The sequence below is a fragment of the Ahrensia sp. 13_GOM-1096m genome (genome assembly GCF_000620605.1).
Lineage (GTDB): Bacteria > Pseudomonadota > Alphaproteobacteria > Rhizobiales > Rhizobiaceae > Ahrensia > Ahrensia kielensis.
Genome location: NZ_JIAX01000006.1, coordinates 382042 through 401065, shown reverse-complemented (window position 1 = coordinate 401065; position 19024 = coordinate 382042). Strand labels below are relative to the sequence as shown.

The 19024-nt window shown below is 47.8% G+C and carries 15 protein-coding genes; 11 read left to right on the top strand and 4 right to left on the bottom strand.

All coding sequences use genetic code 11. From position 1 onward, the window contains the following. Positions 1–131: 131 nt before the first annotated feature. From N530_RS0102305 to N530_RS0102275, 7 genes are all read left to right on the top strand, one after another. Positions 132–2033 (top strand): DEAD/DEAH box helicase, encoded by a 1902-nt coding sequence (locus N530_RS0102305; RefSeq protein WP_026479376.1) that lies wholly within the window; start codon positions 132–134, stop codon positions 2031–2033. A gap of 58 nt (positions 2034–2091) precedes the next feature. Further along, positions 2092–3858: an SLC13 family permease gene (locus tag N530_RS0102300; protein WP_026479375.1), complete on the top strand. Its 1767-nt coding sequence runs from the start codon at positions 2092–2094 to the stop codon at positions 3856–3858. Between the two features lie 58 nt (positions 3859–3916). Then, the gene (locus N530_RS0102295; protein WP_026479374.1) at positions 3917–5041 is read left to right on the top strand and encodes a beta-ketoacyl-ACP synthase III; all 1125 of its coding nucleotides are present in this window, start codon (positions 3917–3919) and stop codon (positions 5039–5041) included. An 85-nt stretch (positions 5042–5126) separates the two neighbouring features. Next, the gene (locus N530_RS0102290; protein ID WP_247869154.1) at positions 5127–6551 is read left to right on the top strand and encodes a circularly permuted type 2 ATP-grasp protein; all 1425 of its coding nucleotides are present in this window, start codon (positions 5127–5129) and stop codon (positions 6549–6551) included. Beyond that, positions 6551–7492: an alpha-E domain-containing protein gene (locus N530_RS0102285; protein WP_026479372.1), complete on the top strand. Its 942-nt coding sequence runs from the start codon at positions 6551–6553 to the stop codon at positions 7490–7492. Before N530_RS0102290 ends, N530_RS0102285 begins: the two co-directional genes overlap by 1 nt. A 2-nt stretch (positions 7493–7494) precedes the next feature. Beyond that, positions 7495–8295 (top strand): transglutaminase family protein, encoded by an 801-nt coding sequence (locus N530_RS0102280; protein ID WP_026479371.1) that lies wholly within the window; start codon positions 7495–7497, stop codon positions 8293–8295. Positions 8296–8331: 36 nt separating this feature from the next. Further along, the gene (locus tag N530_RS0102275) at positions 8332–9069 is read left to right on the top strand and encodes a proteasome-type protease (RefSeq protein ID WP_026479370.1); all 738 of its coding nucleotides are present in this window, start codon (positions 8332–8334) and stop codon (positions 9067–9069) included. On the opposite strand, the gene proC is transcribed toward N530_RS0102275, so the two are convergent. The 3 genes from proC to N530_RS0102260 are packed head-to-tail and all read right to left on the bottom strand — an operon-like array spanning position 9066 to position 12213. After that, a complete protein-coding gene (gene proC / locus N530_RS0102270; RefSeq protein ID WP_026479369.1) occupies positions 9066–9887 on the bottom strand; it encodes a pyrroline-5-carboxylate reductase in 822 nt (273 codons plus the stop codon). The genes N530_RS0102275 and proC overlap by 4 nt on opposite strands. Positions 9888–9947: 60 nt before the next feature. Beyond that, positions 9948–11252, bottom strand: a complete 1305-nt coding sequence (locus N530_RS0102265) for an O-antigen ligase (RefSeq protein WP_026479368.1) — start codon at positions 11250–11252, stop codon at positions 9948–9950. Beyond that, positions 11221–12213 carry a glycosyltransferase family 2 protein gene (locus N530_RS0102260; RefSeq protein ID WP_026479367.1) on the bottom strand — a complete coding sequence of 331 codons (993 nt, stop codon included), beginning with the start codon at positions 12211–12213 and terminating at the stop codon, positions 11221–11223. The genes N530_RS0102265 and N530_RS0102260 overlap by 32 nt, the downstream gene beginning before the upstream one ends. A 145-nt stretch (positions 12214–12358) precedes the next feature. On the opposite strand from N530_RS0102260, the gene N530_RS0102255 reads away from it, so the two are divergent. From N530_RS0102255 to N530_RS17285, 3 genes are read left to right on the top strand one after another with little or no spacing between them, the layout of a single operon-like run. Beyond that, on the top strand, positions 12359–13525 hold the full coding sequence (locus N530_RS0102255; protein WP_026479366.1) for a glycosyltransferase family 4 protein: 1167 nt from the start codon (positions 12359–12361) through the stop codon (positions 13523–13525). Positions 13526–13529: 4 nt separating this feature from the next. Then, positions 13530–14297: a WecB/TagA/CpsF family glycosyltransferase gene (locus N530_RS17290; protein WP_035266076.1), complete on the top strand. Its 768-nt coding sequence runs from the start codon at positions 13530–13532 to the stop codon at positions 14295–14297. After that, the gene (locus tag N530_RS17285; RefSeq protein WP_035266074.1) at positions 14294–15172 is read left to right on the top strand and encodes a DUF6492 family protein; all 879 of its coding nucleotides are present in this window, start codon (positions 14294–14296) and stop codon (positions 15170–15172) included. Before N530_RS17290 ends, N530_RS17285 begins: the two co-directional genes overlap by 4 nt. Positions 15173–15178: 6 nt before the next feature. On the opposite strand, the gene N530_RS0102240 is transcribed toward N530_RS17285, so the two are convergent. After that, positions 15179–16468 carry a lipopolysaccharide biosynthesis protein gene (locus N530_RS0102240; protein WP_081773866.1) on the bottom strand — a complete coding sequence of 430 codons (1290 nt, stop codon included), beginning with the start codon at positions 16466–16468 and terminating at the stop codon, positions 15179–15181. Between the two features lie 175 nt (positions 16469–16643). On the opposite strand from N530_RS0102240, the gene N530_RS0102235 reads away from it, so the two are divergent. After that, complete coding sequence (locus N530_RS0102235; RefSeq protein WP_026479364.1) at positions 16644–18980, top strand: GumC family protein; 2337 nt, start codon at positions 16644–16646, stop codon at positions 18978–18980. Positions 18981–19024 lie beyond the last annotated feature (44 nt).

The following is a 19024-nucleotide window of genomic DNA, read 5'->3' as shown; positions in this document are numbered from 1 at the left end:
AAAGCTGTGGACTAAGCACTCGACATTTCACAACTTTCGCCTTACAGAGCCTCAACTGAAAATGCGCACAAATGCGCCCACACATATGGCTTTGCATAATATATTGCGCCACCTTTATTCGAAAGACACAAATGTCCAATTTTGAAGGCGTCTCTCCGGCGCTTGTTACCGCGTTATCAAATCGCGGTTATGAAACACTCACACAGGTTCAAACTGATATTTTGAACCCTGATTATAGCGACAAAGATTTGCTCGTTTCGGCCCAAACCGGATCAGGTAAAACCGTTGCTTTCGGCATAGCAATCGCGCCGACACTACTCGACGGCGAAGATAAATTTTTATTTGCAGCTGAACCGTTTGCTCTTGTTGTTGCGCCAACGCGCGAACTCGCATTGCAGGTTAAGCGTGAACTAGACTGGCTCTACAAGGATGCAAATGCGGTTATCTGCTCTTGTGTTGGCGGCATGGATATGCGCGACGAGCGCCGTGCTTTATCACGCGGTGCAAATATCGTTGTTGGCACACCGGGCCGTCTGCGCGATCATATTATGCGCAAATCGCTCGATCTTTCCAAAATGCGTGCTGTCGTTCTGGATGAAGCTGACGAAATGCTTGATCTTGGCTTTAAAGAAGACCTTGAGTTTATTCTTGATGAAATGCCAACAGAACGTCGCACATTGATGTTCTCGGCGACTGTGCCAGCGATGATTGCAAAGCTTGCAAAAAGCTATCAGCGTGATGCCGTTCGTGTGGAAGCCAAAGGCGAAGAAAAACAGCACGGCGATATTGAATACCGCGCTTTGAGTGTTTCTGGCCGCGAAAAAGAAAACGCGATTATCAACGTTTTGCGTTATTATGAGGCTAAAAACGCCCTCGTGTTCTGTAACACCCGCGCCAGCGTGAACCATTTGGTTGCACGCTTTAACAATCGTGGTTTTTCTGTCGTAGCGCTTTCTGGCGAGCTTTCTCAAAACGAGCGCACACATGCGCTACAAGCAATGCGCGATGGACGTGCACGTGTTTGTATCGCGACCGATGTCGCTGCGCGCGGTATTGATTTACCGGGTCTTGATCTTGTTGTTCACGCTGAATTGCCAAGCAATCCAGAAACGCTGCTTCACCGTTCAGGCCGTACAGGCCGTGCAGGCAACAAAGGTGTTAGCGCACTGATGATTGACCCGCGCGGACGCAAGAAAGCCGAGCGTATTTTGCGTTTTGCAAAAGTGGAAGCAATCTGGGCAAGCCCACCAAGCGCTGATGAAGTGATTGCACGCGATGAGGAGCGTTTGATTGCTGATCCAATTCTAAACGATCCTATTGCTGATGAAGAGCGCGAATTCATTGATCGTCTTATGAGGCAGTTCTCACCTGAACAATTGGCTGCTGCGTTTGTGCGTACAATCAAAGCAGGCAAATCAGCGCCAGAAGATATTGAACAAGTTGCGTTTGATACGCCGCGCGAGCGCGGCAACAATGATCGCGGTGAACGCGAGCCACGCCCTTCACGTGATGAATTTGAAAATGTGCAATGGGTTTCACTTTCAGTTGGTCGCCGCCAAAACGCTGAACCGCGTTGGCTCATTCCATTGATTTGTAATGCTGGCGGCATCACCAAGCGCCAAATCGGCCAAATCAAAATGCAAAATGAAGAGACTTTCGTTCAGCTTGATGGTGATCATGCTGAAAAATTCTTCATGACGCTTGGTCCGAACAATACATTAGAGAAAAACATCACCGTCAAAGCGCTCGACGGAACACCGACTTTCAAGCAAGAATCATTCTTGAAACCGGAAGAACGTGAACGCGCACCAAAGCCTGCGAATAAAAAAGGGTTTGGCTCACGCAAGCCGCGCGGCGATCGCCAGCCACAGAGTTTTGATAAAGCCGGCAGCAATGATGGCGCTCCTTCGAAAAGAGGGCCAAAACCAGCTGCTGATGCGTCAACCAAAGAAGGTTGGGCAAAGAAAAAGCCAAAAGGCGCAAAAGTCAAAAAACCAAAATCAAACGCTGGTCGCACTAAACCTAAATTTTAGGTTTCCTGTTGACGCTGCATTGGTTAATCAAGACAACTAAACCAATGGAGCACACACTATGACGACAGATCAGATCATTCTATTTGTGCTCTTTGGTGTCTTGTTTGGCTTTCTTATCTGGGGCCGCATCCGCTACGATCTCGTAGCCTTTGCGGCTCTGATGATCGCGGTAATTCTGGGCTATTTGCCCTATAATGAAGCCTTCATGGGGTTTGGTCATCCCGCTGTGGTGATTATCGCACTGGTGCTGATTGTCAGCAAAGGTCTGATGAACTCTGGCGCGGTCGAATTGATCGCGCGTTTTGTTGTCAAACCGGACAGGCCCTTACCTGTCCACATTTCCATTATGTCGATTGCAGGCGCTGCTTTATCTGCAGTCATCAACAATGTCGCGGCACTTGCGCTGTTGATGTCACTTGATATCGGCGCGGCTAATAAAGCCAAGCGCGCGATTTCTCTTTCGCTTATGCCGTTATCTTTTGCGACTATATTGGGCGGCATGATCACGCTGATCGGCACACCGCCGAACATCGTTATCGCTCAATACCGTGGCACGGCATTGGGCGAACCTTATCAAATGTTTGATTTTGCGCCTGTCGGCCTCACGGTATCACTGGTCGGAATTTTATATGTCGCCATTATCGGTTGGCGGTTTATTCCAGAGCGCGCCAATAGCGGCTCGCTCGAAGGCGATGCGGGTCTTTATGTTTGCGAAGCACGTGTAAAGGACGAGTCCAAATCAATCGGCAAACAATTGCGCGAGCTTTACCCAGCAGCGAATGAGCACGATATTACTGTGCTTGGGCTTGTGCGTAACGGTAAACGCCTGCCAGGCTTTTCGCGCATGGTGGAAACACGCGCTGGAGACTTTCTCGTCCTTGAGGGCGACCCTAAATCAATTGAAAAATTCATGGGTGCCGCCGATCTTGATTTTGTTGGTGCAGAAAAACATGGCGGCCTTCGTGGCTCCTCCTTGGCTATTCTTGAAGTTATCGTTCCTGACAATGCGCGCATTGCTGGACGCACTGCGATAGATTTGCGCCTGCTTTACAGACGCGGTGTCACGCTGCTTGGTGTATCGCGCAACGGTGTTCGTTTTCGTGACCGTGTTCGACGGTTGCCGATTAAGCCAGGCGATATGTTGCTGCTTCTTGGGCCAGAAGAACGCATGGACGAAGTAACGAATTGGCTTGGCGTGTTGCCACTTGCGGACCGCAGAACGGAAGTTATTCAACGCACAAAAGCAATATTTGCCATCGGTGCGTTTGCCGCTGCCATCATGCTTTCAGTGCTTGGGTTAATGGATCTTTCCATAGCGCTGGGTCTATGTGTGATCTCCTATGTTGCTGCTGGCCTGATCGGTGGATCTGACTTTTACGAACTGATTGAATGGAAGGTCATCGTTCTTTTGGCCTGCCTCATTCCATTAAGTAGCGCATTAGAAAGTACCGGCGGCACATCCCTCATTGCAGACGCAATCGTTACACAAACCGAGGGGCTTCCCGCATGGGCAATTCTTACGGTTCTGATGATCGTCACAATGACGCTCTCTGACTTTTTGAATAATGTGGCTACCGCTCTTATTGCTGCGCCTATTGGCGTTTCAGTTGCCAACTCAATCGGTGCTAGCCCTGACCCATTTTTGATGGGCGTTGCGGTTGCTGCCTCTTGCGCATTCCTTACACCAATCGGGCACAAAAATAATACGATCATTATGGGCCCCGGCAATTATCAGTTTGGTGATTATTGGCGCATGGGTCTTTTGTTAGAAATTATCGTCATTATTGTCTCTGTACCGGCATTAATGTTTTTTTGGCCTTTATGAGCGTAAACCTACCTTATTGGCTTCGTTGGAATAGAGAATAAAAATAAAGGGTTACGGGATGACACAAGTTGTAATTACAGGCACCGGTGTATTCACACCTGAAAACGTCATTACCAATGAAGAACTTGTTGACGCTTTTAACGCCTATGCGGATAAGTTCAACGAGAAGAATGCCGCGGCAATTGAGGCCGGTGAAATGGCTGCGGTGCCCTACTCTTCACCAGAATTTATCAAGAAAGCATCGGGCATTGAACAAAGATATGTTCTGAATAAATCAGGCATTCTTGATCCTGATATCATGCATCCTGTTTTGCGCGCGCGTGATGAGACAGAACTATCGCAAATGGCCGAGATGGCCGTTGCGGCGGCAAAAGCAGCACTTCAGAAAGCTGGCAAAACGGCCTCTGATATTGACGCCGTTATTTGCGCGGCATCTAACCACGAACGCGCATACCCAGCCATTGCCATTGAGGTGCAAGAGGCACTTGAGATCAGCGGCTTTGCTTTTGACATGAATGTCGCCTGCTCCTCTGCCACATTCGGCATTCAAGCAGCGCGCGATATGATCCGTGGTGGCTCCGCCCGCTCGATACTGATCGTCAATCCTGAAATTTGTTCTGCGCATCTGGAATGGCGTGACCGTGACTGCCATTTTATCTTTGGCGATGTTTGCACGGCAATGATTTTGGAACGTGCTGATTTGGCGACGTCAGAAGCTCAATATGAGATTCTCGACACGAAATGCATTACCCAGTTTTCTAATAATATCCGCAATGATTCCGGCTTTTTGAGACGGACCCGCGAAAACCATATGGACGATCGTCGCGACATGCTGTTTCGCCAAGAAGGACGTAAAGTCTTTCGCGAAGTCGTGCCAATGGTAAGCGCTCTTATTACAGATCATTTGACTGCTAATGGTTTGTCGGCAGATGAGGTGTCACGTCTATGGCTTCATCAAGCAAATAAAACGATGAACGATTTTATCGGCAATAAAGTTCTTGGCCGAACACCAGAAACGCATGAGCAACCCAATATCCTCCAAGACTATGCAAATACATCGTCGGCCGGTTCAATTATTGCATTTTCTCAACATAGTGATGATTTAAATTCCGGCGACCTTGGCGTTATTTGTTCTTTTGGCGCTGGCTATTCAGCCGGATCAATTATCGTCAGACGAATATAGTGCAGTATTGCTTATAATTTAATCACAAATCACACTTGCACAATTTCTCTTATGCCATACGTTCATTAGCATGGGAGATAAGCCTATGTATTTTGACGAGATGTTTGGGCACACAAGTGACGACGAAGCTCAAGCGCGTGCCCCCTATTCTGATTATTCTGAGTGGTTTCAGTCGCAAGACCCTGCCCGCCTCAAAAAGAAGGCGATGGAATGCGAGGGCTTTTTTCGGCGCACCGGCATTACATTCAATGTTTATGGTCAAGACGAAGCCGATGAGCGCTTAATCCCGTTCGATATTGTACCGCGCATCATTGCTGCGAAAGAATGGAACAAGCTTTCACGCGGCATCGAACAGCGGGTGAAGGCAATCAATGCCTTCCTTTATGATATTTATCACCGCCAAGAGATTTTACGCGCAGGACGCATTCCGCATCACTTGATCGCGCAAAATGAAGCATTTCTGCCCCAGATGATTGGCGTTACACCGCCGGGCGGTATCTATACCCATATTGTTGGCACTGATTTGGTGAGAACTGATGACGACCAGTTTTATGTATTGGAAGACAATGCACGCACACCCTCCGGCGTTTCTTACATGCTGGAAAACCGTGAAACGATGCTGCAAATGTTTCCGGAGATTTTTACAAAACTTCCGATACGGCCTGTCAGTGACTACCCAGCTAATTTGCGGCGCTCTTTGGCAGAATGTGCGCCCGCTGCGACAAAAAATGAACCTGTAGTCGCAGTATTGACACCCGGCATTCACAATTCAGCCTATTTCGAGCACTCTTTCCTTGCCGATCAAATGGGCGCGGAGCTGGTCGAAGGGCATGACTTACAGGTCATTGATGGGCGCATTGCGATGCGAACGACCCGTGGCTACACGCCGATTGACGTGCTCTACCGCCGCATCGATGATGATTATCTTGACCCGATGAACTTCCGTCCGGACTCATTGCTTGGTGTCCCCGGCATTATGGATATTTATAAAGCTGGCGGCATCACGATTGCCAATGCACCGGGCACCGGCATTGCCGATGATAAGGCGATCTATTCTTATATGCCGGACATCGTTGAGTTCTATACGGGCGAAAAAGCAATTCTTGAGAATGTACCGACATGGCGGTGTTCTGAAGAAGATTCGTTGAAATATGTATTGGATAATCTTGCTGATCTTGTCGTTAAAGAAGTCCACGGCTCTGGCGGATATGGAATGTTGGTTGGCCCGACATCATCGAAAAAAGAGATTTCGGAGTTTCGTGCGAAACTAAAAGCCAGACCGTCCAACTATATTGCGCAGCCAACGCTTTCGCTATCAACGGTGCCTATACTGACCAAAAAAGGCCTTTCGCCGCGTCATGTTGATTTGCGACCTTATGTTCTAGTCTCGCCGAAAGGCGTTGATATTGTGCCTGGCGGCCTGACCCGCGTTGCACTTAAAAAAGGCTCTTTAGTTGTCAATTCAAGCCAAGGTGGCGGCACTAAAGACACATGGGTTTTGGAGGAATGATGCTCGGTAAAACCGCAGGCGGTCTTTTCTGGATGTTTCGCTATCTTGAGCGTGCAGAGAACACTGCACGTCTTGTTGAAGCAGGGTTTCGAATTGCCTTAACACGATCAAAATCTGCCGAAAAAGAGTGGCAATCGATCATTAAAACCGCTGGTGCTTCGGCTGCATTTGACGCAACACATGACAGCTATACCGGCCCGAATGTTATCGATTTTTTGCTGCGTGATAAGCACAATCCATCCAGCGTAATATCAGTTATCGAAGCTGCTCGAAATAATGCCAAGCTTGTGCGCACCGCACTTACGCGCGAAACTTGGGAAGCAACCAATGAATGTTGGATGACGCTTTCTAAGCTTTTATCAAAACGCGTTACCGAGCAAGAATTGCCCGAGGTGCTCACCACTATTCGTCAGCAAAGTGCTTTGGTGCGCGGCGCTACGCACGGCACGATGATGCGCAATGACATCTTCAACTTCATTCGCCTTGGAACTTTTTTGGAACGTGCGGACAGCACCGCTCGTATTCTGGACGTCAAATATTACGTATTGTTGCCATCAGTATCACTTGTCGGCTCTTCGCTCGACAATGTGCAATGGGAAACAATTTTAAGGTCGGTATCTGCATTCCGCTCTTATAACTGGACCCATACAGGCAAGATGAGCCCGAAAAGCATTGCTGATTTTTTAGTCCTCGACAAACGTATGCCACGTTCATTGGCTTTCTGTTGTATACAGATATTGGATAATCTTAATTATCTGCGTGAAGAATATAGTTCTGATTTACCCAGTTTTGAAATGGGTGACAAACTCAACCAATCGGTTAACAACCGGGATATCGATAGTATTTTTGATGAGGGGCTCCACGAATTTCTTCGTCGGTTCCTCAACAACAGCAACGCGCTAAGCGTGCAGCTTCAAAAAGATTACCGGTTTACGGAATAGATATGCGCTTAAAGATCAAACATGAGACGACATATACGTATGAAACGCCTGTTTCTTATGCGCTTCAACAAATCAGGCTAACGCCCAAAGATCGAGCCGGACAAAGTATCATCAATTGGCAGACCACAATTGAAGGCGGCACCAAGCAAGCTTCCTATGATGATCAGCACAATAATCACGTTAACTTGGTTTTGTTTGAACCAGGGCGCTCCAAGATTATCGTGCGCAGCGAAGGTGAAGTTGAAACAACCGATAATAATGGCGTTGTTGGCGTCCATGGCGGGTTTACACCGCTTTGGTATTTTAAACGATCTACACCGCTCACCAAGGTAGGCTCAGGCATTCGGCATCTTGTTCGCAATATTGATAAGGATGAAGCAGACATCACCCGTCTTCATGCACTGTCAGCATTGATACGGAACAATGTGGACTATGAGAGCGGAACAACAAATTCAAAAACAACGGCTGAAGAGGCGCTCGAAACCAAAACTGGCGTTTGTCAGGATCACGCTCATATTTTCATCGCCGCAGCACGCCAGCTTGGCTATCCTGCGCGTTATGTGAGCGGTTATCTCATGATGAACGACCGTATTGAGCAAGAAGCGACGCACGCATGGGCAGAGGCGCATGTTGAAGGCATTGGCTGGGTTGGCTTTGATGTTTCCAACCGCATTTGTCCAGATGAGCGCTATGTTCGTGTGGCAACAGGTTTGGATTATAGCGAAGCTATGCCAATTTACGGCCTTCGGTTTGGCAGAGCCAATGCTGAGAAGATGCTTGTGTCTCTGCAAGTGCAGCAGTAGAAACAGAGCCTGTACAAATAAAGCGATTCTTGAAATATGACTTATTGTGTTGGCATGTCTCTGAACAAGGGACTTGTTTTTATGTCCGATACCCGCACCAATGCAGGCATCGACAATATTTCCGTTTTTAAGAAAATGGTTACGTGGGAAACGCCTGGCGAACGTGTCATCACGCTCATGACTGCGGGTAATCTGGCAACAACCCAAGCGACCGTCAGCATTCTTGAAGAGCGCACGAAAGCACCTGAAGACCGCGAACCGTCGATCATGGAAGCACCTTCCATGTTCCAAATCGCGCGCATTGCTGGACGTGTTTTGCGTGAGGTCATTCAAACCAATTCACGCAGCGGCGAGGAAGCTTCCTCAACCTTTAATGCAACGATGATATTGGGCGGCCAAATTAAAGGTTCCGCCCCGCGTCTCTTTCTGATTTATCCGGAAGGTAACTTCATCGAAGCTGGGACGGATACTCCGTTCTTCCAGATAGGCGAAACCAAATATGGTAAGCCTATCCTCGTTCGTGCTTATGATCCGGACATGGCATTTGAAGACGCCATAAAACTCTTAATGGTCTCGTTTGACTCAACGGTGAAAGCCAACCTTTCGGTTGGCCTTCCACTTGATGTGCAAGTTTATGACACTGACAGTTTTAAAATAGGCACGTCTCAACGTATCGAAGCTGACGATGCGTATTTTGCGAGCATATCCAACGGATGGGGTGAAGCTCTGAAAAACGCTTTCAATTCATTGCCAGACTTTGAGTTTGACGATTAACCCAGTTCTTCTGATCTTTTCTTAGAAGCTGCCACTGCATCACGCATTAGATTTTTAAGCGCGTTGTCCTTCATCAAAACGGCAAGCGCCGCAGCGGTCGTGCCATTCGGGCTGGTTACTTGCTCTCGCAGAGTTTTTGCATCAACGCCGCTCTCTTTTGCGTAGCATGCAGCGCCGTAAACTGTTTGCTCAGCCAATAGTTTGGCGGTTTCATCCGGCAGCCCTGCTGCAATTCCAGCCTCTATCATTGCTTCGATCACATGAAAAACATATGCAGGCCCTGACCCTGAAACAGCTGTAACAGCGTCCATCAAGGCTTCATCATCAATCGTCGCGAAGGCGCCATTGGCCTGCATCAACTCCTCGACGAGTGCCGATTGCTGCTCTGTTACAAATTCGTTGGTATAGATAACCATCATACCTTTTGCGACAGCAGCAGGTGTGTTGGGCATCACGCGCACGACAGCCGTTGAAGCGCCATAAGCTTTTTCAAATCTCTTCGTACCAATGCCTGCTGCAATGCTTAAAACGGCAGCTCCACCATCAACATATTTTTGATAATCTGGCGCCACATCAAACATGACCTGTGGTTTGACAGCCATGATGAAGAGGACAGGTTTCAACCCCTCAGGCAGGGCATCTGCCGAGCTGTAGATGCTTACGCCAAACGTTGTCAGTTTATTACGCAATGCTTCAGCAGGTTCAACAACGTGAATATTTTCAGGCTTCACACATTCGCATGCAGCCCAACTTTCAAGCATGGCCCGCCCCATGTTGCCGCAACCTACAAGAATGATTGATTTTTGAGTATCGGTCATGCTCTGCCTTTCATTTGAAAGATGTTTGCATAACGTTACAGCGGGATATGAGCAAGCGCTCTAGCGCGCCTTCACAGGCAATCTTGCAACCAAGCGAAGACCAAAGAGTGCAATGACCAATGTTAGCCAAACAGGATCAATGCGCCGGAAATAGAAACTTTCAAGCGCCGAGTTCATAGCTGTGAATGCAACAATCATAAAAAGAAAATCTGACAAAAAGATATTCTCTTTCAATTTTGGAACACGAAGATAGTCAATTATAGGCGCGATCAATGAAAGCCAGACAAGTAATAACATCGCTGGCAACCCCATAACCAGCACGATATCAAGATAACCATTATGACCATGAATAATACCGCGCGGGTCCCAATCACTGTCGAACGCTTTTTCAGCTGTCAAAACCAGGTCAGATAGCCAAAAACCACCATATCCGTATCCGCTCCATAAATTGGACATCACAAACGGTTTAGAGAATTCCCAAATTCCAATTCGTCCGGTAAATGTTGTCACCGGATCAATGGACCGTAAAATCGCATCTAATGTGCTGGAATAGACCGTGCCAATTGTCATTGCATGTGTCGTTAAAACAGCAGCCAAAACAAGAAAAGCAGCTAACCCGCGCATACCAGCCATAGTTGGCAACAATATAATTGCGGCAACAGCAGGCGCAACAATCAGCGATGTCTTCGACCCCGTCTGCGCAATGAAGAAAAGGGCAAGCAACCCAATCGCCGCGCCACTTATCCAGCGGCCTCGCCGTATCAAATATACACCGGCAAACACAATAACCGCCATTATAGGCCCAGTTATGTTTTTATGACTGAATATGCCGCGCCATAAGCCGCCATGTTGCGATTCCGCTTCAAAGAATTGGTGAACAGCCGCGTTTGGCCATAACACGACACCTGCATATGACAAACCAAGGACGAAAAAGCACGCAATCGCCAACACATTGCTTAACTCATCGGCATTACGCGGCAGCACGATAAAGCTTGCTGCCAGCAAAAATGCAATCAAAGTAAATGCAACAGCACGGTAGGCATCCGCTGGAATTGGCGAAGATGCGGTAGAGAAAATGAATAGCGCTATGATGAGCATCCAAGGCGCGCTGAGATATATAAAAATCGCTCGCCGATCAACGGTAGTCACTAATGTAAACAGCGTTACAGCCAGCAAACCGGTATAACCGATTTGGTTGAGAACTGAACTTTGGATTTCCTCCGCCGAGCCGCCTGAAAAAGGTCGAAAAGAAACCCAAATCAACGCAAGAACAGCGACAGCCAAAACAGGCCGTAGCTCTGAAAAGATAATGGCGGGCGATATGCCCTGCTTATCAGTTCTGTTCTGGATTGCGATATTGTTCATTGGCATACCCAAACTCGGATGCGATGCGCCCAAGTGCAATATGAACCGGATATAGAGAACTCAATACCGAACCGGATCTTACAAGTTGAAACAATGACCGTACTGGCGATACAGCCAGCAAAGCTAATGAATGAAGAATGACTTTAAGATGGCCCCATGTGCTTTTTGCACGCCGATGGGCAATAAGCGCCGAAAGCTGGCCGTTGCGTAGCGCGCGCTTTTGTATCCAATCCCATGTCACACGACGTTCTGGTACAGTTTCGTGAATTTCTGCTTCTGCGCACCAAGCAAAATCAAACCCTTTGTCTTTAGCACGCTGCATCAGATCAGCGTCGCCGCCGCCAGTAAAATTAAAAGCAAGATCAAAAAATGGTTGAGGCATTGCCATTAATGCATCTCTGCGCACCAAAAGATTGCCGGATGAATAAAGAATATCCACCATGCCCGTTGTCTCGTAATGCGGCTTAAAGACCTGATGGGACTTCCATTTTTCATTAACGGCGCCTTCAAAGACAGGAAGCTGCGGGCCTCCGACAAAAGAAGCGTCATGCTTTTCAGCAGTTGCACAAAGATTTTCCAACCATTGTGGAGCAGCAATTTCATCGTCGTCAATAACTGCAATATATTTGAGGTTTGGAAACTGGGTCAAAGCTGTAAACCATCCAGCATTATACGCGCAGCAATTGCCACGATCATGGGCAATGATAACAAGGCCGTTATGCGTGCCATCTTCGAAAAGAGGTGAACAAGCATTAGCGCCTTCACGCGCTTCAGCTTCATTTTCCATCACGATAATAGCAACATTGTGTTGCGTTTTCTGATTGCTCACACTGCGCAATGTTTCAAGCACATGTTCTGGACGTTTAAACGTTGGAATCGTCACCACGATATCAACTGCAGCGCAATCCAGATCCGGTGTCTGGGCTACCAATGATATGTTATCTGCCAATCGCTGTTTCATGATGATGCCTGTTTCCACGCCACTACTTATCGTTAACAAGTGCTACAGAAGCGTTAAAAACAACAAAGTTCATGTTTTTCCAATTAGATTAAGGCTGAGTTCAGAAAAGAGTGCTAAACGCACCATGATTAACTTGGGAAGAAATATGCATCTGGTTTTTGCATCATCACTTGTGCCTTGCGGGGCACCAGAAAGCGGTTTTGATATCGCAAATCATGCTGTTGTCGGTGCGCTGCGCCGTGCCGGCGTTAAAGTGACCCATTTTGGCTTCAAATGGCCCGGCGTTGAACTGGCCGATCCGGATAACACTGTTTGCCTTGGCGAGATTGACCCTAAGACGGATACCGCTTCAACCAAGCAAAAACTGCTTTGGCTGGCAAAAGCGATTGCAAATGGCACCACCTTTTCGTCTGCAAAATTAAAGGTGATGGATGATCAGGCTTTACGTGCAGCATTTGAAAAGATTGAGAATGTGGACGGCGTCGTTTTAAACGGTGTTCCGCTCGCTGGCGCATTTGAGAAGATTCTTACGGCAAAACCTTTCATATTCATCGCACATAATGTTGAGCATATTTCCGCGCAAGCAAATGCAAAGGCAGCCAGCAGCATCATTGAAAAATTGATGTTTCAGCGCGAGGCAAAACATCTTGAAAAGCTTGAAAAACGGCTCGCTAAAAAAGCGCAATTCGTGCTGACATTTGCAGATGAAGACCGAGAACCCCTTGGCGTTGATGGTGATGAGCGCTCGCTCTGCCTGCCGCTGGTTACGCCAAAAGCTGAAAACTACAAGGACGGGCGCATTAAGGCATTCGATATTGGCATGATCGGTACATGGACATGGGCACCTAATCGCATTGGCCTTGAGTGGATGCTTCAGGAAGTTATGCCGCACTTACCGGACGGCATAACACTTGCCATTGCTGGAAAATTACCAAAGGGCTTTCCGCAACGTGATAAGCGCGTTCAGTTTCTTGGCCGTGTTATCAATGCAAAAGACTTCTTAAGGCAATGCCGCGTTATCGCATTAACATCGCGCGAGGGAACCGGCGTTCAGTTAAAGACGATTGAAACTTTCGAAATGGGCCTGCCGGCGGTAGCGACACAATCATCCATTCGTGCAATTGCAAATCTGCCAAGCAATGTCCGTATGGCCGAGACAGGCAAGGAGTTTGCAAAAACACTCGCCGACCATGTGCTCGATGTTAGAACAAACGTCATTGGCGATATAGATGGATCAACGTTTCGCAGCTCACAGATCGAACGCATGGACGAGATCATGCAGACGGCGCTGAACAAGATGTCTGGGAAATAATGTTATGCAAGACGATCTGGCGACGCTTGATATAACCGGAACACAGGTTGCTAATCTCAGCCAATCCGAAGCACTCGCTTTTATCCATGGTCGGATCGCTTCAAAACTATTCACATCTGTAAATTATTTAAATGCGCATTGCGCCAATGTTGCATGGGCCAATAACGCATATCGGCAGGTGCTTAAACAATGCACCGTTTTGCCCGATGGTGTCGGCGTCGATATTGCCGCAAAAATACTGCATGGGCAGAAATTCAAATCGAATTTGAATGGCACAGATTTTACGCCCTTGGTGCTAACTTCAGCGCCCGCACCTTTAAAAGTTGCTCTTTATGGCGCAGCGCCAACCATTGCCCAAAAAGCTGCACAAAAACTGTCGGCACTCGATGAAAGACACGATATTCAAGTTGTTGGTCACGGATTTATCAATCAAGACGAACAAGAAGATATGCTTGCTGCCCTTGCAGATTATCAACCTGATATTTTGCTTGTAGCGCTAGGTGTACCACGCCAAGAATTTTGGATTTCCGAACACATTAAACCAGAACATTGTACTGTTGTGTTTGGTGTTGGGGCACTTTTTGATTTTCTAGCCGACAATGTAAAGCGTGCGCCAAAATGGGCACGCGATCTAAGAATTGAATGGGTTTACCGATTGCTTCAAGAACCCAGCCGCATGTGGCGGCGCTATATTCTTGGCAATCCGCTTTTTATTCTTCACGTATTACAATACAATTTTTTTGCTCAACATCGCAGAAACAATAAAATATGACAAAAACCAACGCCATCATTACTGCCAGCTACGCACCTGATTTTGAACGCTGCAAAATCCTGTGTGAAAGCATGGACCGATACGCAACCGGTTATGAATGTCATTACATTCTCGTGGATGTGCCTGACCTAGCGCTTTTCAAACAATTGGAAGGGCCGAAGCGTAAAATTATCACCGATAAGCAATTGCTGCCTTGGTGGTTATACCGCGTTCCAAAACTATTATCGCCTAATGGTCGCCGCGTTTGGGTAAGCCCACTCACCGTGCCCTTACATGGCTGGCACGTTCAACAAATCAAGCGGATTGCAGTCGCATTTTTGCTGACCGAAGACGCTCTTCTATATTGTGATTCAGATACTGTATTTGTGAAGCCTTTTAATGTTGAAGACATTTGGCATGGCGATGCCTTGCGTTTATGGCGTGAAGAAAAAGGTGCTCTTTTTGCTGAAAGCGATCATCTTCAGTGGAAGGCACATGCAGGGCGCGCATTAAGTATTCCAGAGGCGGAACAGTCTGAGCATAATTATGTTTGCACATTTTTAAGTTGGAACCGCCAGACCGTCATCGACATGTGCAATCATATGGCAACCAAGCATGGCAGACCTTGGATTTCTGTGATTGGTGCTAGCCGGAAATTCTCCGAATGCATGCTTTATGGTGCCTATGTTGATAGCATTTTAAAGGGCGAAGGCCATTGGGGAACGGACGTCATGCTATGTCCGATGTGTTGGTTTGACCCGGCACCAAGCGATGAAGAACTGATCAAGTTCATGAATGACTTAACGCAGGAGCAAGTTGCATTTGGTGTGCAATCCTTCATTCCTATGGACCCGGAAAAGTTTCGTAAACTGACCTCTGGCTATAAGCCAAATTAATAACAATCAGACGCGAATTGCTGGTTTTTTAAGCGATGTATAGGTGAGCACGAACGAGACAGCGTAGAGCGCTGCAAATACAGCATTTATCCAGACCATCCACTGCGAGGGCGCATCATATGTGCTAAGCAACCAGACGAGCAGCACTGCTTTTAATATACCCAGCACGAGATAATTCAGCAGGCGCTGAAAGCTTTGACCGCGCCCATAGAGCAATTCAGCTTGGTATTCTATAAGGTTGCGGAACGCAGGCACCAGCAACACAATTGCCATATAGGGTGCTATTTGAGCGACATTATCACCAAGCAAATTCGGCTTGATGAAAAGCGCTAAAGCGATACATGCAATCGCAGCGACAGAGACAAAAAAGACCCCTACTTCAAATCCAATCCGCATCTTCATTGAATTCATTAATTCAGGTTTGCGCATTAAACGCTGCGTCAGCAAAGTCGAAAAGGTTCGAACCGGCATAGCCGTCAAATCCACCAACCGCATGATGATTGAATATAGGCCCGCAGCGACACTGCCGCCTATGGCCAGCACCACCAGCTTATCAAGCTCGCTTTGTATGTAGAAAAGAACCTCTGCTCCTGAAACAGACAAAGCATCAGGGATACGGCGTATATAAAGTTTGGGAACGAAACGTAATTTTCTGCGCGGATAAAAGACTATTATCGCAATCACGGCCATCAGGGCTTGCGAGATTATATAAATCAAAGCCCAAGAGGCCAGATCCGGCTCGCTGCTGAGCGCAAAATACAGCGCTGCAAGCGCTTTGACAGAGAAGCCGAACACGATCACAATTGAGGCGAGACCAAACTTCTCTAACCCCTTATTGACGTTGATGACAGCCTCGAGTGTGCGCCAGAACAAAACTTCTGTGCCGGCGATCATCGCAAACACAACCAGAGGCATCAGGCTAGCAAAGAAGACGGTGTGCACCGCCCAGCCGATGATGGCGACAAGTGGCAAAGAAAGCGCAAGAGCCGCTAAATAACCTGCGGTATAAACGCCGATTAATCGCGGTTTGACTGTCGCAATGCGGTAAAGAGGTGAAAGAAACCCGAACCCAGCTAAACGTGACAGAACAATACCGATGGAAGATGCGGTAGCAAAAAGGCCAAATTCCCCAATCGTCAACGTATTGGCGACAAGGTAGAAATAGAAAAGCTGAATAAATAAGCGAATGCCATCACCGGAGAAAGCTTTTAGAAATTTGACCATAAGGGTGCGCCTGCCCTCACCGCCAACGGGCTGGACTTTGTAGTTTTGGGCTTTGATCGACGTTTCCACCATAGCCTAGTTCTAAGACGAAACGATTAAAATGCCGTTTCAAAATTCCTGACAACATATGAATTTAATTTCGAATTTCAGTGCTGTTAATGCGAATATTAACCTTTTGTTTGTCATAAAAATTTAGCGTGTATTTAGAAATGACCATCTTCATTTTGATGATGGCACATGGGCATGAATGATGTTCGGCAACGGAAACGACAAAAAAACCTCACTACTTATGCTCGCTAACCGCGAGAGCGAAGCTGCGCGCCAGAGTGAGAACCGGTCCAATGTTCATGAACTCCATGACGAAGCAGATTCTGTTAGCAAGCATCGACGTGCACGTTCTGTACGCCGCACAGCTAAACCAAACGGATTTTTAGCTGCATTGGGTATGCAGAAAAATGAAAGCACCCAAGAAGAGGTGAGTGCACCTGCTCCTCACCTTACAGCGCGGCCGGAATTTAACGATGCGCGCTCCGAGAAACATTATGAGCAAGCATCCTACCCTGCAGCGCCACCGCAAGAATATGATATGTCTTATGACGCACCGCGCGATGATGCATTTAAGCCTTTGATTGATCCTGCAATTATGATCAGCGCGATTTGGCGCTGGCGCTGGCCAATCATCGGTTTAACCTTGCTTGGCGGCGCCGCTGGCGCAGCTTATGCACTTAGCACGCCAAAAATATATAGCGCTTCGACCCAACTGATTGTTGATCCACGCCAAGTAAAATTGGTTGAGCGTGATTTAACGCCTGAGTTTCTAGGCACCGAGGCTGCTCTTTCTATCGTCGATAGCCAGCTTGAATCTGTCACTTCTACGCCCGTTCTCAAGCGAGTGATTGCAAAACTCAACCTTGATCAAGACCCTGAGTTTTCTGGCGCAAGCGACACTGGTTTAGCTTTGTTTGACGGAATTTCTTTTGTGCGCTCCCTATTTAGTGGTGAAACTGCAATAGAGGGCTATGAGCGGGAAACACTTAACGCTTTACGTAAATCGGTTTTCGCGAACAGAACACCAAAGACTTTTGTTTTTTCAATCGGTGCCCGCTCCGAATCTCCCAATAAAGCGGCAGAGATTGCCAATGCACTCTCAGAGGCCTTCATTGAAAGCCAAAACGACAAAAAATCTGAAGCTGCAAAACATGCAAGTAGCGCCCTAGACGGCCAATTGGAAGAGTTGCAGGCAGCTGTTGAGAGTGCGGAACGGCGCGCTGAAGATTTTGCCCAAAGTAATAATCTACGCCGCGTCGAAGGGCTTACGCTAAGCGACACCAATCTTGTTGCGACTTCCAACCAGCTGACTGAAGCACGCGCCGCAACCATTCGTGCGCAATCACTTGCAGATGCCGCGCGAGAAGTCACCTTAAGCGACGCTATTAATGGCGGGCTACCGGCAGAACTTGCAACGACAGCGCTTACGACTTTCCGCTCGCAATATGCTTCGTTGGCGCAAAATGCTGCATCTCTGGAAGCAGCTCTTGGTCCACGCCACCCACGGTTGGAACAGGCTATCGTAACGCGTGATGCTGCACGGAATGAAATATCTGCGGAACTAAAGCGCATCGTTTCAGGAACACAGGCGAATTTACGTCGCGCAGTTCAAAACGAGCAAGAAATTGCCGCATCATTGGCGCGTGCCAAATCAGAGGCAGGCCAAGATGGCGATGCATTGATTAAGTTGCGTGATTTAGAAACAGAAATTGCAGCAGCACGTACAGTTTATCAAAATGCGTTATTGCGTGCTCGTGAAACAAATCAGCTCAGTGAATTAAGCAGTGTGAATGTCGATATCTTGGCAGAAGCAGATATTCCGTCTTCACCATCTTCGACATCACGCAAAGTGGTCATGATGGGCGGTCTGATGGGCGGATTGATGCTCGGCTTGGGGCTTGCCTTTATCGCTGGGCTTCGTGACTGCTTAATGCCCAAAAATGCCCCTAACAAATCATCGCCGTCGCCCAATGGCGGTCGATCAAGACGTCCTGAAAAAAGACAAAACCATAATCAAATGGGCACCGCATCTGCCCCTTTGGCACACAATCCATCACCGACAGCTTCAGCGGAAAGCGAGCAAAAAATGTATCCCGGAGCGCCTTATTATCCTTATGCAGCTGCGCAACAGCCAGAAGCCCCTTCTATGCACCCGCAGCAGCCAATGCCAAACTATGTTCCGATGCAGCCGCATGGTTATCCTGCATATGGTCAGCCGCCTCAGGTACAGGTTCACCCAATGCCGCCTATGCCTGCAGGCTATGCGAACCATTATCCTCCACAGCAGCAAATGCCGCAATATCAACCGCACCCGCATATGGGTGGATATCCGCAGCAGCAACCAATGATGCAAGCAGCGCCGCAATATCCACCAATGCAACAGTGGCAACAACCGGCCCCCCCGCAGCAGGCTTATCCAACACATCAGATGCAAGAAGATGCTGAAATGGAAGAACTGCGCCAATCTGTTCAAGACATCCGCGATGTTGTTGACCAGCTGGCACAAAGACGGGGCACCAAACGCCGTTTCGGCTAGCACTCTCGTTCTACTTGTGCAAAAAGCGCCATAAGAAGGCGTGA